The sequence below is a fragment of the Pseudomonas sp. GM55 genome, from assembly GCF_000282395.1.
Lineage (GTDB): Bacteria > Pseudomonadota > Gammaproteobacteria > Pseudomonadales > Pseudomonadaceae > Aquipseudomonas > Aquipseudomonas fluorescens_CC.
The window spans coordinates 18839-34300 of sequence record NZ_AKJJ01000079.1 but is presented as its reverse complement, the minus strand read 5'-3'; the positions used below and the strand labels follow the sequence as shown (position 1 = coordinate 34300).

The 15462-nt window shown below is 56.4% G+C and carries 15 protein-coding genes; 7 read left to right on the top strand and 8 right to left on the bottom strand.

Annotation, left to right across the window (positions count from 1 at the left end; genetic code table 11):
* Positions 1 to 18 precede the first annotated feature (18 nt).
* A complete protein-coding gene (locus tag PMI31_RS31650) occupies positions 19 to 252 on the bottom strand; it encodes a serine dehydratase beta chain (protein WP_008020157.1) in 234 nt (77 codons plus the stop codon).
* A 91-nt stretch (positions 253 to 343) separates the two neighbouring features.
* On the opposite strand from PMI31_RS31650, the gene PMI31_RS31645 reads away from it, so the two are divergent.
* On the top strand, positions 344 to 472 hold the full coding sequence (locus PMI31_RS31645) for a hypothetical protein (RefSeq protein WP_258394890.1): 129 nt from the start codon (positions 344 to 346) through the stop codon (positions 470 to 472).
* On the top strand, positions 453 to 581 hold the full coding sequence (locus PMI31_RS30180; RefSeq protein ID WP_008020156.1) for a helix-turn-helix domain-containing protein: 129 nt from the start codon (positions 453 to 455) through the stop codon (positions 579 to 581). The genes PMI31_RS31645 and PMI31_RS30180 overlap by 20 nt, the downstream gene beginning before the upstream one ends.
* Here the strand turns inward: PMI31_RS30180 and PMI31_RS20050 are convergent.
* Positions 557 to 1462, bottom strand: a complete 906-nt coding sequence (locus PMI31_RS20050; protein ID WP_008020155.1) for a hypothetical protein — start codon at positions 1460 to 1462, stop codon at positions 557 to 559. The two genes, PMI31_RS30180 and PMI31_RS20050, sit on opposite strands and share 25 nt — an antisense overlap.
* A 355-nt stretch (positions 1463 to 1817) precedes the next feature.
* Here PMI31_RS20050 and PMI31_RS31410 point away from each other — a divergent pair, with 355 nt between their 5' ends.
* Positions 1818 to 2771: a hypothetical protein gene (locus PMI31_RS31410; protein WP_238539304.1), complete on the top strand. Its 954-nt coding sequence runs from the start codon at positions 1818 to 1820 to the stop codon at positions 2769 to 2771.
* An 869-nt stretch (positions 2772 to 3640) separates the two neighbouring features.
* On the opposite strand, the gene PMI31_RS20040 is transcribed toward PMI31_RS31410, so the two are convergent.
* The gene (locus tag PMI31_RS20040; RefSeq protein WP_008020152.1) at positions 3641 to 4504 is read right to left on the bottom strand and encodes an OST-HTH/LOTUS domain-containing protein; all 864 of its coding nucleotides are present in this window, start codon (positions 4502 to 4504) and stop codon (positions 3641 to 3643) included.
* 335 nt (positions 4505 to 4839) lie between these two features.
* Between PMI31_RS20040 and PMI31_RS20035 the strand changes: the two genes are divergently transcribed.
* Together PMI31_RS20035 and PMI31_RS20030 are read left to right on the top strand one after the other, a co-directional pair.
* Positions 4840 to 5637 (top strand): glycosyltransferase, encoded by a 798-nt coding sequence (locus PMI31_RS20035; RefSeq protein ID WP_157213293.1) that lies wholly within the window; start codon positions 4840 to 4842, stop codon positions 5635 to 5637.
* Complete coding sequence (locus tag PMI31_RS20030; RefSeq protein WP_008020150.1) at positions 5627 to 8644, top strand: glycosyltransferase; 3018 nt, start codon at positions 5627 to 5629, stop codon at positions 8642 to 8644. The genes PMI31_RS20035 and PMI31_RS20030 overlap by 11 nt, the downstream gene beginning before the upstream one ends.
* On the opposite strand, the gene PMI31_RS30170 is transcribed toward PMI31_RS20030, so the two are convergent.
* Positions 8598 to 9452 (bottom strand): hypothetical protein, encoded by an 855-nt coding sequence (locus PMI31_RS30170; protein WP_008020148.1) that lies wholly within the window; start codon positions 9450 to 9452, stop codon positions 8598 to 8600. The two genes, PMI31_RS20030 and PMI31_RS30170, sit on opposite strands and share 47 nt — an antisense overlap.
* A 377-nt stretch (positions 9453 to 9829) precedes the next feature.
* The gene (locus PMI31_RS20020) at positions 9830 to 10288 is read right to left on the bottom strand and encodes a winged helix-turn-helix transcriptional regulator (protein WP_008020147.1); all 459 of its coding nucleotides are present in this window, start codon (positions 10286 to 10288) and stop codon (positions 9830 to 9832) included.
* Positions 10289 to 10424: 136 nt separating this feature from the next.
* Here PMI31_RS20020 and PMI31_RS20015 point away from each other — a divergent pair, with 136 nt between their 5' ends.
* Both PMI31_RS20015 and PMI31_RS20010 read left to right on the top strand, forming a co-directional pair.
* The gene (locus tag PMI31_RS20015) at positions 10425 to 11708 is read left to right on the top strand and encodes an MFS transporter (protein WP_008020146.1); all 1284 of its coding nucleotides are present in this window, start codon (positions 10425 to 10427) and stop codon (positions 11706 to 11708) included.
* Positions 11705 to 12601 (top strand): EamA family transporter, encoded by an 897-nt coding sequence (locus PMI31_RS20010; protein WP_008020145.1) that lies wholly within the window; start codon positions 11705 to 11707, stop codon positions 12599 to 12601. The genes PMI31_RS20015 and PMI31_RS20010 overlap by 4 nt, the downstream gene beginning before the upstream one ends.
* Positions 12602 to 12608: 7 nt before the next feature.
* Here PMI31_RS20010 and PMI31_RS20005 read toward each other — a convergent pair whose 3' ends face one another.
* The 3 genes from PMI31_RS20005 to PMI31_RS19995 form a co-directional block, all read right to left on the bottom strand.
* The gene (locus PMI31_RS20005; RefSeq protein WP_043302510.1) at positions 12609 to 13325 is read right to left on the bottom strand and encodes a gamma-glutamylcyclotransferase; all 717 of its coding nucleotides are present in this window, start codon (positions 13323 to 13325) and stop codon (positions 12609 to 12611) included.
* Positions 13326 to 13422: 97 nt separating this feature from the next.
* A complete protein-coding gene (locus tag PMI31_RS20000; RefSeq protein ID WP_008020143.1) occupies positions 13423 to 14349 on the bottom strand; it encodes a LysR family transcriptional regulator in 927 nt (308 codons plus the stop codon).
* Positions 14346 to 15320, bottom strand: a complete 975-nt coding sequence (locus PMI31_RS19995) for a quinone oxidoreductase family protein (protein WP_008020142.1) — start codon at positions 15318 to 15320, stop codon at positions 14346 to 14348. The genes PMI31_RS20000 and PMI31_RS19995 overlap by 4 nt, the downstream gene beginning before the upstream one ends.
* Between the last annotated feature and the right edge of the window lie 142 nt (positions 15321 to 15462).

Below are 15462 nucleotides of genomic sequence, written 5' to 3'. Positions count from 1 at the left end.
CCCTTCGATCAAGGTAACTCAGCACTCGATAGCGCTGACCGCCAATCCGCCACGGGAGGTCTCTTTGTATTTGTCATGCATGTCGGCACCGGTATCGCGCAGGGTGCGAATGACCCGGTCCAGCGAGATGAAATGCGTACCGTCACCGCGCAGGGCCTCGATAAACAGAGCCTCCGCACGCATTGGGCCGACGGTATGGGAGCTGGAGGGGCCGACTCCAATCTTGAACAAGTCAAAAACACTGATAGCCATCGTCGATCTCCGTGTCGCTTCAGAGGTGTCAGGAAGTCACCCGATTGTCGGCGTCAGGAATCATCAAGATGTGTCAGATATCGACCCCTAAGTGCTCGTCACTACCAAAGACGAGCTGGATGTGTTGCTCGCGCTAAGCCCCGAACCTTTCGAAGTCGTCATGGTGCTGCCAGGCCTGTCGCTATTCGACGAGGCACTGCATGGTCACTGTCGCCAATGAAGCCGGCTACTCCATCCCCAGTCACTTCGCCCATGTATTTCGCCAGCACACCGGTCTTTCCCCAAGCGACTACCGGCGCCAGCGTCAGGGCTCTGCTGGCCGCAGATAGGGCTCGATAAAGCCGCAGCCAAGGATCTCGTTCAGGCGTTGCGCATCGTTCATTCGGCGAAACAGTCCAATAGTCTTCCACGGCGCGTGACCATCGACATTGGGCGCTCCCAATCCGGCCAACAGGTCGGCGATCAGTATTGATCGGGTCTCGAAAGAGATGCGTGTCAGCCCGGTGCTATTGCCGACGCCGGCATGGGCATGAGCCCCGGAAAAGGCGATCAGGCTCCCCGGAGCGATATCGACGGCAACCCCCTCCTGCGAGTCGATCGCTTCCAGCAGATGCGGAATGGCTTCGTCGGCATCCACGGCATTGCGGCCGTCTTGATGGGATCGCTGCAAAATGGCGCGCATATCGAAATCTGCGCTCGAATTACCCAGCGGTCGCTGCCAGAGGCCTGGATACAAGGCGACGGTACGCCCTGCCGCGATGGGATAGATGGGCGCCCACCAGTTGGTTTGTGCATAGATATTCGACCCCCAGGTATCGCGGTGAAACGCGATGGTGGCCGTCGTGCGGGCACGCGGCGTTGACTGCCCTGGATCGCAATGCGGCTGAAAACGCAAATGCAGGCGATCGCACGCCAGGGTATCGGGGGCGATGCCAAGGCTTTGCACGACGTCCTGCCAGCGCTGCTGGACCTCAGCCGAGCCTGCGAAGTCGTTCTGAATTTTCGCAAAGCGCTCAGTCTGCTCAGGGTGGCTCAAATAGCGATGGATCTGTTGCGGCGACCAGGGATGCAGCGCGTCTTCGAGGAACGCACGCGTATATTCCACCAGCGCCGTCATGGGCTGCAGGTCAGTGAAGCGAATGATCTCGCCAGCATAGATCCGGTCATGCAATTGGCGAGCGGTGCTCGGTATGGCAAGCGAGCTGTACATGACTGGAAGTCCCCTGAAGATGCGCCCCTGACTTTAGATCCACGCCGATTGTGGCGAAAGTGGCAGGTGGGGCGAAAAAACGCGGATCAGGCCCTGGGGAGGTGAGCAACAGGCGACCTTCAAGCCATGAACGGGGCGCTTATGGCTGTTCTTGGCAGTTCTTGGCAGGCAGTTAACGGCCAAAAGCAGTCGGTGGACAGACTAGTGGCAAATAGATACTGCCCTGCTACCCTCTTTACCTAGTCGGGCATGCTGTCACCCCTATCGCGTTACCCTTCGATAGATCTCGCGCTTACTGCGACATGAAACGCGACATGGCATGTCGCCTAATAAATAGTAGGTGGGCCTAAAAAACGTGAAGCGATTTCTTCAAGCATTCCTTCTAGTTGGCGTGGGGATAGCGCTCGGCGCATGGCTATCTTCACAAGGCAATGGAAAAAAAGGACACACACCCGAGTTGGAGCAGGCATGGCTATACAAGAGCATCCGGCCGTGTGCTAAGCCTACGGCAGAAGAGGGCGAGACGTTTTCGCTGGCTGCGGACGTTTTGGAACAAAGTCTGCGTACTGAGGGGCTCTGGCTAGACATTGGGGTTGAGAAGTTCCTTGCTCATGGCTTCTATCGGGCGACAGACAAGGGGCTGTCGATACCGGTATGCGCACCGCAGAGCATCTATTCCAGAGCGGGTAAAGTCATTACTCAACGTCGCGGGCTCAATGGTCATATTGAACGGTACCAACTCGAACTCGCGGCAAGCATTCCAGACCCCTCGCCCTACATCGTAGATAGGGTCGGAGAAGTAGCGTTTTCGCAAGAGCCACATACTGAAAGGGAGTGGCCCTACCGAGATATCCGACCGGTCGCAAGAAGCGTCCTCGCAAACTACGGTAAGCACGCCCTGAAGTACCTTGAGGTAGCACGAGCTCAAATGTCGGACGAAGACTCGCTTGGAACGAGCGCCTCACAGATTGCTGGCGCTGCGGGCGACGACTCCGACCTGAGAAGGGTTGAAATGCTTATGAGCCAAAGGCTAGCGTCCACACCGCAAGAGCGCACTCTTTCAATAGACGAGCGCAATCGCCTATACGAGCTGGCATACACGTTTACCTATGCCGGCACTCGCGCTATTGCTCATGTTGGCCCGGTCAAAACCCTCATGACCAGAAAGGTCAAAAGCAACGCGACGATGTTTGGCTTAGTCGATCTGAACCCGAAACAAATGTGCCACGTGCTCGAGGCTGTTGGAGATTTCAATGCACTCGCTGATTACGACTACTGCCAAGATCCAAAGTATCCGTATCCGCAATGAATGTATGGCCCAACAACAGGTTCGAGCCGCCGTCACTGCTTTCTCATCGAACTGGAAAACACGGTTACAGCATAATGCGATGACCGCTAAGGGTCGACTTAAGCCGGTCGCGACCGGCTGAGACCGGCCGGAAGCGACAACCTCTCATTCTCTTCCGTGTAGGGAGCACAACTTGGACAAAAGCACTACCTACCATACACTTGGCAAACAAAGGCACGTTTTTGTTTTCTGGCTAGCTAGCCTAGGTTAGGCCTATGAACCCTCGCTATCACGAGATACACCGGGCCGAGATCAAACGACGGCTGTATCGCTACGCCGATCAACAGTGGGATGCTCTTCTTGGTGCATTCGCCACAAGCATTATCCTTGCGGGCTTTGGGGTCAGTTTCTTTTTTTCGCCCATACCAGGAAGCTGGATTATAGGATTCGTATTCTTTTCCTTGAGTGCACTTTTTTTCGCCATGTATAGGTGGTTGCTTCGTACCCTGAGAAAGCGGGAAATAGACAGCGGATGGCTAAATACATCTGATCAATTAATTTTCATACTGCTTACTTGTCTGGCTATATTTTTATCTGACACTAATGAATGGATCTATTTTTTCGTCTTTCTTTGCGCAAGTGCATACAGTACTTGGCGTCTACGACAGAACCTGCGAACTCATTTGATGCGCTACTATTTTCGCGAAGCGCGCGAGTACATTCGAGAGGTAGAACGGTACAGCCCTCGCCCTAAACGCTCAACCGTGCTGAAAGCGCCACCATAGGGAAGGAGTACTTTGGTTCGCAAGCTGACCTTTTTGACCGGCAGCAACCGGCCAGGAGCAGTCACTCAGCGCGCTTACAAAAGGAGGGGCGATTCAGTTTCCCATTCAACTGAGCTTGCTGCGATACCAGACAGCAATACGTTCATTATCAGCTTGGGATTTTCGTATTTCGAACTGCTGTGACTCGCGCAGGGCATGCTTCCAGTCGCTGCAACCGTAGCGCTTGGGCGTCTGCTCTGGATAGGTACCACCGATCCAGCGGATGGCTGCTTCCAGTCGAGTCCAGCCACCTTCAGCAAGCTTGGTTTCCGCTTCACGTAAACAGCGGCATATCCCACTGCCAGGCCAATAGATTGAACCGTCCTCCCTGATACCATCGATGAGCACATCTTCAAATGCTTGGCTCCGCATAACCGAAGCCACTTTAGCTGCTGCCACATCAATGGTTTTGGCCCAACATTGCAGATTCAGACAATGCCGATTGATGGTTTCGTAGCGTTCCTCCAAGAAGCCATCCGCCGCCTGGCAGCCTGATTCAGTCCAGAGATCGAAACGCTCAATGAAGTGGTGAACCAGTTCATTGCGCAGGTCGACCAGCTCCTTGAGGGCGGCCTTCGTTGCCTCATAGTGCTCGGCTGGCATTTCCAACTGGTGTCGATAGCTGAACCAGATCTGGTCACCGGCATCGGCTTCCGTCTGTGACTCTTCATTTTGGGACGACTGGGTCAGAAAGCATTCGGTCAGCATTCCGACCAACGTGCCCATGGTCTTTTTCTGGGCACATGCGATCTTTTGCTCACGGATGGTATGCAGCCGATCCGCAGGGCCGCTCAACTCGCCATGCGCGACTATGACTTTCAGCAGCCGTTCGTATTGTTGCAAGCGCAACAGGCAGCGCCCGAGCTTGCGCTGCACTATACGTTGAAGGTCAGGTACATCATCCGAGGGCATGGTAGTGACTTCATCCATGATTAACGACTCAGGCATAAGTGGTAGGGCTGGAGCGATTCACTGCAATACGCTTGCCCTGCCAGGAGGGTTTGTAACGCGTAAATCGGACGCTTTTCAAACTCAGTGTAGGTTGAGTCAATCTGTTGCGTCGACCGGTTGAATCCACAGCCAAGAGCGGTCATTGAGTGTCTACGAAAGCCGGCGTGAGTCCCTGCGCTTTCTCGCTCCATCACGTGATGAAATAATTGCCTATACCTTAATCGCTCCACAGCGTAGTTGCCGCCGTTGCCAGGACTACCTCGAATAACATCTGTTGCCAAGAAATTGGAGAGCTGATGCCAGGAATCAGGGTTTTGATTACCACCGTACCAGAGCGCACTGAGTTGCTGCGTCGGGCAATAGCATCAGTCTGCGCTCAGACAATCTCGCCAAACTCGGTAGTAATCGTTTGCGACCGTGCCATGAGGCCGGCGGATAGCGCCACGGCGATTGAGCCGCTGATCGAGGATGTGCATTGGCTAGAGAACCAAGGTCCGTCCGGCGTGGCAAACGCTTGGAACACTGGCATCGACTACATAGCGCAGCGCTGGCCAGACGATTACCTGGCCATTCTGGATGACGATGACACGTGGGACCCGGAGCATCTCGCGAGATGCTTGAGCTGTGCGGCGCAGGCGGACTGGCCGGACCTGGTGATTTCCGGTATCCGCGCCTGGGTGGATGGTATCGAGCAACCCCGCGAGCCGATTCGATCTGTTTGTGTGAGCGATTTCCTTGTAGGCAATCCCGGTTGGCAGGGTTCCAATACCTTCATTCGTATCGCTGCATTGCTGCGGGCTGGGTGCTTTATCCCTGGGCTGGCAAGTTGCAATGATCGTGATCTCGCCATCCGGGTGTTGAGCCTCGAAAATGTCCGCCCTGCCTTTACCGCACGCCATACTGTGAATTGGCACCATGAGCGTAGGCGTGCCTGCCTCTCCTCTGTTGGATCAGATGGAAAGCTCAATGGCCTGGCGCGGTTCCATCAACTGCACGGCTGGCGGATGACACCTGAAATTGAGGTGCGCTTCTTTACCCGCGCGCAAGATCTATTTGGCCTGCCCCGTGATCTAATACTGCAACGCCAGAAGGAATTGGATCATGCACCTTAGTGCGCCACGCCTCCGCTCGCGCATCATCTGTTCTCGCGGGGTTCACTTGCTTGGTGAATTATCTGCCAGCGCTAGGGCTGCTGAGGTAGTCATCGGTATCTGTCTGCACAATCAGGCTGCCAAGTTGCCTAGGGCTCTCGACTCGGCACTGACGCAGCAGATCGTACAGCAGGGTCGCGGAGTAATCGTGATCCTGGATGATGGTTCCACTGATGGCTGGCAATCAGCCGTCGAGTACATGTTGTCCGATCCGAAAGTGATTGTGCTCACAGCCAACTGTGGCAGCGCCGCCAAGGCCCGCAATGCGCTGCTGGATTGGGTGGATGAGCACCTGCCTGCGGCGGCCTGGGTCGCGCGGCTGGATGCGGATGACCGCTTCGCCTGCGCCGAGGCGGTTACCGCGATGGTGGGCGTCGGCGAGCAGGCTGAGGCGCGTTTTGTATTGGGCAGCAATCACCTCGAACTGGGTGGAGTGCCGCAGCCGCATAGCAATATCGCCGACTCGAAATGGCTACATGACACCGAGCGCCTGGTTCGATTCATCGAGGCCTTTTGCCTGGGGCAGGCGGATCAGGAGTTGCCGTCTTGCAACTTGCTGTTGCGCACCCGTAGCGAGATTCGCTATCCACATACGCGTAGTGCCGAAGATCACTGGCTCGTGGCCCGACTACTCATCCTTGAGTATGAGCGAGGGGTAATTCTTCCGTATCCAGTAGTGAGCGTCTATTCGTTGGGCGGTGAGCTGACCAGCGCCAACCGCCATTCGGATCATTGGTATCGTCAGCGGGAGCGTTTGGCGCAAGCAGCCCGGATGTGGACCACGCTTCGCGGGCACGGCGAATCACTGCTGGGGGTGGGGCAGGAAGGTGTGGTTTGGCGGGAAGGCGAGTGGGTACACAAGCAGTTCTACCCTTGGGCCATGAGTGCGGAAGATGCAGCACTCATTGAGACCTTAGTTCAGGGCGACGGAGGGCCGGTGCCGGGGGCACAATGGTGGCAAGCAGATGGAGGCAGCTGGCACTGCCGATACGAATGGTTCGAGAGTTTCCCCTTGCCACAGCACCTTCCCGTCGAGACGGTGAAGAGCTTTCTTCTGCAACTGCTCACCTGTGGCTACGTCACTGGTAATGTCACCCGAGCCAATTTTCGCGTTCGCCCGAACGGGCGCCTGGTGTGTATCGATATCGGGGCGGATATCACCGAGTTCACTGTGTCACGGTTTCTGGATACTGCAGCGCGTCTCTACAGTATCGGGATACTGGGCCAAGCCGACCACGATATGGCTCGACGGGATTCGACACTACGCCAACATGAGGCACTGGATACCCTGCCGGGGTTCGCGACGTTCTTCCGTGAGCTGATTGAGGCGGCCTATCCGCATGTGGATGTCGCGCGTTACTCACCAGTGTTTCCACCAGTGCGGCATGAGTCGCGGGTAACTTTATTAATCAAGGCCTGCGCCCAGGATGCTGAACTGTTGGATGTTCAGGCACGGCATATTGTCAGCCAGTTGTCTTACCCCGCTACGTTCTCACGTCGCATCCTGTTGCTCGATACCTATCCGGGTCCATTCCTGAGGCAGTACGCCAGCGCGGATTTGGCTGGGTTGGTGCGCGTGGCTGAGCGGCTTCTGGAGGACCAGGTGATAGATGCCATCTGGATTGCACCCACCAACAGCGGCGACATCAAAACAGCCTACCGCCGCTGGTTCGGTCGAGATGATGTTACCTCTAGTCACACGCACATTGGCGCACCGCTGTTCGCACAGCTTTGGGCATTTGATCAGCTTGATACGCCGCTGGTATTGCAATGCGATGTCGACATCCTGATCGGTCGGCGTGACTGGGGGCATGACTTCCTTGACGACATGTGTCGTGCCATTGAAGCCCCAGGTGTCGTCACGGTCGGTTTTAACATCCCGCAGCTAACACCAGATGTGAAACCCTATATCGGGAGGCCCGGTGAGTACCCACCGGAGGTTCGATGCGCTCTGCTTCATATTCCGCGCATGCGGGCTATGTGTCCGTTGCCTAACCGAGTCGTTGAAGGGCGCTTCGAGCTCATGTGGCATCGCAGTGTTCAGCAGGCCCAATCCAGTGCAGCGTCGCGCTCACTGCGAGGCGGTGACTCTCGTACTTACTACCTGCACCCACCGAATGTGGACAAGCACTCAGATAGCCTACCGCGCTGGCGTGATTTGGTGGCCCAGGGAAAAGAGCCGCCGCGCCAGAGAGGAAAATGGGACTTAGTTGCCGATGCCGGTTGGAGCTACCCTCCACGCGATGAGTCGTTGGTGTTTCTGTTGAAAGGGCGGCATACCGGAATCGCCAAGCTGCGGCGTAGTTTGGCTTCGCTGGCACTGCAGCGTGAGCAGGGGTTTGGCCTGATCGTGATCGATGATGGCAGCCCGGCTAACGAAACATGGCAAATTCCCATGCTGCTCGGGGACCTGCGTGATCGCACCACATTGATTCGGCGCGAACGCCGCTATGGGTATATCCCGAACTTTCTGATCGCTGTGGTGGATATCTGCCGCAACCCTGAGACGCTCATAGTCACCCTGGATCTGGATGATGCACTTATATCACCCGATGTGGCCTCCCGCTTGTTGACCGCTCAGGCGGTAGGGGCGGATCTGATCAACGGCGTGATGTTTCGCCCGGACAAACCGTTACAGGAGTATCCGCCGAACTATGAGAACGCACGCTCGCTCGGTGGCGGCAACGTCTGGTCGCATCTACGTGGTTTTCGTAAGCGACTGTTCAATGTGCTACCCAAGGACTATCTCCGGTATGACGGCGCCTGGCTGGATGAGGTGACCGACTACGGGATCATGCTGCCTCTGAGTGAGTTGGCTAGGCACCCTTATTTTATCGACGATCTGTATTGCTACTATCACCAACGTGAGGCCTACCCTGCCGATCGGAAAGCGCGACAGAAGATGCTGCTAGATTGGATCTTCAGCCTACCGCTTGCTCGAGATAGAGGAACTGCTGTACTTGAGTGAGCCGCGTGAGCAGTGTATCTATAGTTATCGAGAGTGAATTACTGTATAGCCACCAATTCGGTGTCTCCTGCCTGGTTCGGTCCAGATGAAAAAAAGGTTCGAGTTGACGTAGACGCTCGTGATTCGCATGTCCCTCCCAATCGAATCGTGAGGAGGTGGCCAATTCCACGAGGTTCGCCCGATCAACAGAGTTAGGGCCTCTCAATGCGGCGCCTTGCATCCAATCGAAAATGCAAGGATAGGGATCTAAGTGCCGCTCTGCTTCACTGGTAACTGGGTGACTTTTTGCCGTCATGTCCAGCCATTTCAGGCGCTCGCCTTGAGCAGCAATCAGATGCCACGCCAAGCGCTGTTCGCCCAGCCAATTGTGAAATGCCGCCGCCAATGGTTGCCTCGGTGCAAGTTCGGGAGCCCGGAATAGTGTGGGGCGCAGCGGCATACGAAATACTTGTAGCGATAGCCCCTGTTCCATACAGGCGTTAACGGTAGCAAGACCAGTTGACGGCAGGCACCCCAATTCGGCACCAAGTTTAGATGCCTGCTGTGAGAGTAAGTGCTGGAATTGGTCGCGCTCCGCGTCCCTCATTCCCCAACTCTGAACCTGAAATACGGCTGACTCGTTGGACCGTCGGGTCACTCGCTGATTGGATACTCGGACCTCCATCAGAGACAAGGGAGTATCGTCACTGAGATTAAAGCGAATGAATGGCCGGTCGCACTCAAACTTAGGCATTTCCCCGGGGCCATTCCCGATAACGCAGATGCCTGCGGCGGCTTGGATAGTCCATTTGTCGGTCGGGATATTCATTTTACGATATCGATTGAAGGTAGGCTGAATTCAGATCCTACAGGGGAGTGACGATTGACTGGTTCACGTTCTGACGCTCACTGAATCCTTAAAAATTTGAGCTTAATGGACAGGCGCCGATTGCGCCTGAGTGATCGCACTCTGCTCTGCGCTGCATCGTGTCCGTGGACAAGGAAAATGCGGCTATGCACAGTCCTTCGCTCGCTTACCTTGGCTTGGCTTGGCTTGGCTCGGCTTACTGACCGCTTTGGGATGTGGATTTCAGCCCATCGCGACAGACCACACAGCCAATACCGGACATGCTCCCGTCAACTGCCAGAGCATACTGACGTGAATTCCCCAGGTTCGTTCGAGTGTGAAGCAAGTCTGCTGTCGACTCATGACCCTCCGTCAACGAGTCTCACCCTGTGGCAATCAGAGGGTCCAAGTTTCTGACCGCTTGATGAACGTACATCAAGCGGCATCAGAGGCTGGCCGGACTCGTTATCCAGCAGCACAGAACGCGTCTCGTCCGGCTTGAACAGGAAACGTTCGCCCCACTGCCTCAAACTGACCACAACCGGAAAGATCTCCCGTCCTTTTTCCGTCAGCACGTACTCTTTATAGGCACTGCCATCTGATGCCGGTCTAACATCGAATACCCCGACTTCAACCAGGGTTTTCAGTCGCGATGCCAGAATATTCTTGGCTACGCCCAGGCTCTTTTGAAATTCGCTGAAGCGGCGAATGTCGTCAAAAGCGTCGCGGATGATCATCAGCGACCAGCGATCACCAATGGCCTCAAGTGTTCTTGCTACCGGGCATTCGCTGCCTTGCGGTGACGTGTCTGCGACCATCTTTTTGACCTTCCAGAATTTCGATTTGCCAAGTCTGTCCACCGGCCCGGCACAATGTGGTTGCAATTTGAAACAAGATCCAGTAACAATCGATCAGGTTTTAAATTGAAACCAGTTTAGCGCCATGGAGGCGTACATGACAGCAGATGCCGACTCAGCTACCAAACGTTTCTCCAGCCAGCCTTCGGCATTGCTGCCTGCGGACATTGAAAAAAGCAGCAGGACCGAGCGACCTCCAGGGCTTTCTCCGTCGCTCACGCTGTTGTTTTCTTTCACCTGCGCGCTTGCAGTAGCCAACGTTTACTTCGCACAACCATTACTCGACTCCATGGCTCAGAGTCTGGGTGTGGCCTCATCAACGATCGGGGTTGTGGTGACTGCGAGTCAAGCTGGATACGCGCTGGGGTTGCTGTTCATTGTCCCGCTCGGCGATCTGGTCAACCGTAAGCGGCTGATCCTGACTCAAGTACTGCTGTCTGCCATTGCACTGGCGGCAATCGGCGCATCACAGCAATGGCTGGCACTGCTGGGGGCCATGATCGTGATGGGCTTGCTGGCAGTGGTCGTTCAGGTGCTTGTGGCATACGCCGCGGTGCTGGCAACGCCATCACAACGCGGGCACGCTGTGGGGACGGTAACCAGTGGCATTGTCCTGGGCATTCTACTGGCGCGGTTTACCTCTGGCCTGATTGCGGACATCGCAGGCTGGCGCGCCGTTTACTTTGTGTCCTCGGCAATGATGCTGACCCTCGCGGCGGTGTTGTGGAGAGTGATTCCTGTCACAGCGTCGCTAAGGCATCAAGACGCCTATCCGGTGCTCTTGGGTTCGCTCTTCAAACTATTCATCACCGAGCGCACGCTGCGCGTCAGGGGCCTGTTGGCGCTGCTGATCTTTGCCGCTTTTTCCGTGCTGTGGACATCGATGGTGCTGCCATTGAGCGCCCCGCCGCTGTCGCTTTCACACACGGCCATCGGCCTGTTTGGCCTGGCCGGCGTTGCCGGCGCGCTTGCTGCCAGAAGCGCCGGTCGCTGGGCCGATCAAGGCCTGGGGCAACGAGTGAGCGGTATTTCGCTGGGGCTGCTGACGTTGTCCTGGCTGCCCATCACGTTTGCCGAGACTTCCCTGGTCGCGCTGGTCTGCGGTGTAGTGCTGCTCGACTTCGCGGTGCAGGCAGTACACGTCACCAACCAGAGCATCATTTTCGGCGCACGGCCCGACGCCCAAAGTCGCATGGTCGGCGCCTACATGTGCTTCTACTCGGTTGGCAGCGCACTGGGCGCCGCAGCCGCGACCCAGGTGTACGCGCTATGGGGCTGGATGGCCGTCAGTCTGCTTGGCGCCTCGATCAGCGCCAGTGCCCTGGTTCTGTGGTTTCTCACGCGTCATTGCTCAACGGCCAATAAAGGAAGCTCAACATGAGAATCAGGCACCTGCTGCTCGCCATCGCGATCACTGCCATATGGGGAGTGAATTTCTCGGTTATCAAACTGGGCCTCACCACCGTTGATCCGCTGATGCTTGCTGGCATTCGCTTCACGCTTTGCGCACTCCCCGCGATCATTTTCATTCCAAGACCTGATGTGCAGTGGCGTTACATCATCGGTTACGGACTGTTCTTCGGTATCGGACTTTGGGGCGTCGTCAATCTTGGCATCAAGTCTGGTCTGTCGGCAGGCATCGCGTCGCTGGTGCTTCAGTCCAGCGCGTTTTTCACCATCCTGCTCGGCTCATGGATATTCAAGGAAGCGATTTCCCGATTTCAGTATGCGGGCATGGGTCTCGCGTTGTGTGGTTTGTTGAGCATCATCTCCATCGTTGACGGGACAGTCACCATGGCCGGCCTGAGTCTGGTGCTACTGGGAGCGGTTGCCTGGAGTGCAGCCAACGTGATCATCAAGAAAGCCAGGACAACGCAAGTCTTCGCCTTCCTGGTGTGGTCGAGCGCGTTTTCGCCCATCCCTCTTTTCGCGCTTGATTACGCGATCAACGGCTCGACGGGTTACAGCTCATTGCTGGATCAACTCGACTACCGCGCCGTCCTGTCGATCCTGTTCCAGGTATACCCCAATACACTGCTGGGCTACTGGGTATGGAATTCACTTCTGAAACGTTATCCAGTGTCGACAGTCGCGCCATTATCGTTGCTGGTGCCGGTCTTCGGACTGCTTGGCTCAGTGATGATTTTCAATGAAAACCTGTCAGCCAACAAAATCGCTGCAGTCGCTCTCATTGTCTCAGGCCTTGGCATCGGTTTATTCGGACAGCGCGTCTACAGTGCTTTGCTCAAGCGCACCGGCCGGTGCCCATCGTGAAGCAACTCTAGGGCTTCTTCGCAGCGCACTGGAGCTCTTCGATTTCCTGTGCGACCAGGCTTTGTATGCGCCACATATTACGGTCACGGATGCCATGGTCTTTGAGCATTGTCACGGTCCGGTATAGATACTGGGCAGCCGAGCCCCAGTGCCCGGCTGCTCGAGCCAACACATGGGCAACCTTTTCCATGGGCAACTTTCCGGCATAGGCCATTCCGTCGCGTGCTGCGACAAAGGCCAATGCACGCAATATCCCGGACTCGGTTTTAACCGAAATCCAGCGCGGAACATTGGTCGGCGGGTTTGCGTCGATTTCCCGGAACATCAGCAGTCCCAGTTGTTTGAAGTGATCTTGTGCTGGAAGCCGGTAGGCCAACCCGTTGCAACTTCCGCCGCGGTCGAGGGCCAACATCAGGGCTGGCAACTCGCGTGTGCCGCGCCAGCGAGTCAGCTTCAGGCAGAACGACCGATGCCATCCATAGGCGGTGGCGCTACGGCTCTCGACAAATTCGAACTCCGGATTCCATATCAGTGAGCCATAGGCAAAGATCCAAAGATCTTCCGGTTTGTACTCACGAAACAGCCTCTCCACCATCGCATCAAACTCTGCTTTGGTGTGCTCGGTCGTGCCCGGCTCGGGTCCGGGGTCGGGCTCAAACCGCTCAACACAAGCAACGAGCTCCGCTGTCAGGTTTCGCCCTTGCAATCGCGTGGTTTTGTTCATCGTTCATACCGGGCTCTCAGGGCTGATCAACCGGAAAGTCTAGCACCGCAAACAACCTCACCGCCGTCCAGATCGAAAGACAGGTCATCGCCTGCGGTCAAATGGCCCACGGAGGCGAAGGGATAAACTTTGACTCGATCCATTGTTTGAACGCGACAACCACGGCACCTGGAAACTTGGCCGATGGCCTGACCAGATAGACCCCACCTGCGGTATCCAATTGCCAGTCAGGAAGCACATGCAACAGTCTCCCGGCAGCAATATCACGACTCATCAACCAGTCGCCCGCCCCCAGGATTCCCGCATCGGCGCGGGCCGCGGCAAGTAATGATTCGCTGTCATTGGCAGTCAGGTTTCCTTTAGGGGAAACCGCTTGAAGCTCGTTGCCACGATGAAGTCTCCACAGGGGAAAAGACGCAAGACCGCTGAAGCGAAGGCAATTGTGCCTGATCAAATCCTGTGGGGTTTCGGGCATGCCGTGCTTTTTGATGTAGCCAGGCGAGGCGCACAGAATCCGGCGATGGTCGCTCAGCTTCCTGGCGATCAGCCTGTTGTCTTCCAGTTCTCCAATCCGGATGGCCGCGTCAAAACCTTCATCAATGATGTCGACCAGACGCTCGCTATAGTCTGCAAGGATCGAGACCTGCGGATAAGCCGCAAGAAACTCCGGCAGCATCGGGCCGAGCCAAAGTCGCCCCATGGCTGCTGGCAGTGCAAGTCGCAAAGTACCGCGAATTTCGCTGGCACCTTCGGCCGCCTGCTGTTGCGCTTCATTCATCAACCCGATGGCTGAGCGCAGACGCTGCTCCAGCCTGGCACCGACTTCAGTGATTCGCACCTGCCGGGTCGAGCGCTCCACGAGCCGAACGCCAAGGCGCTTTTCCATTGCCGCGAGCCGCTTTGAGACGACTGTCGGGTGTCGCTGCAAAAGCCGGCCGGCACCGACAAACGAGCCTTGCGAGGCCACGGCCAGAAACGCAGCGATTTCGTCACTGTGCTGATTGTTCAGAACATCAGGATTCATGGTTTTAGAATGATCGCCCCCGAAGAACGCCCCGACTCCAGATCGGCATGTGCCAATGCTGCATCAGCCAGCGAGTAGCTGGCCCGGATCCGGGGCTTGATAATACCCGCGTCTATCGCGGCCAAAACATCCTGTGCACGCTCCTGGTACTCAGCGACACTCGTGGTATGGGCTGCCAACGAAGGGCGTGTCAGGAACAGCGAGCCTTTGGCGTTGAGTGTCGACAGCTCCACGGCTGACGGCGCACCGGATGAAGCGCCGAACGATACCATCAGACCACGGGGTCGCAAGCTGTCCAGGGATGCCTGGAAAGAAACACGCCCTATCGGGTCATAGACGACGTCGACCTTTTTCCCGTTGGTGATACGTGCGACATCCGATGCCAGGCTGTCAGCATCAAACACCAGGACTTCATCGCAGCCCGACGCTCTGGCTTTTTCGACACTGGCCTGCTTTGAAACCACGCCAATCACGGTGGCACCCAAGTGTTTGGCCCATGGCACCATGATTTCCCCCAGCCCTCCGGCCACACCGTAAAGGAGAATGGTTGTGCCCTGCCCTACGGGATAGGTGGTTTTCAAAAGGTACTGCGCAGTGATGCCCTTGAACATGACGGCTGCAGCATCATCGAACGACAGTGCATCCGGAATTTTGACCAGCCGCTGCGCCGGATAAAGCCGGGCCGAAGCATACGAGCCAATAGGGCCGGTGGCATAGGCGACGCGATCCCCAACTTGCACATTGCTGACACCGGCACCCGCAACGGCGACACGCCCGGCGCCTTCCAGCCCAAGCCCGGACGGCAATGCCATGGGCACCGCGCCCTTACGCTGGGTGACGTCGAGGAAGTTGACGCCAATGGCTTCTTGCTCAAGCCAGACCTCGCCTGGCCCTGGCGATTGTTCGCTCAGTGTCTCGAGGTTCAGTACTTCAGGATTGCCGCACTGGCTAAACCGGATCGCAGATACCATTGTCATTACCCCTTCAGTCAGAAGCTGCCTTCACATAGATGCCGCTAGTGTGAGAACTGACCCTCCAATGAACAAGACGGGTTGCGTGCAGATCATTAGTGCACAGATTGCAGCAATCACATCACAGATACCACGCGTCATT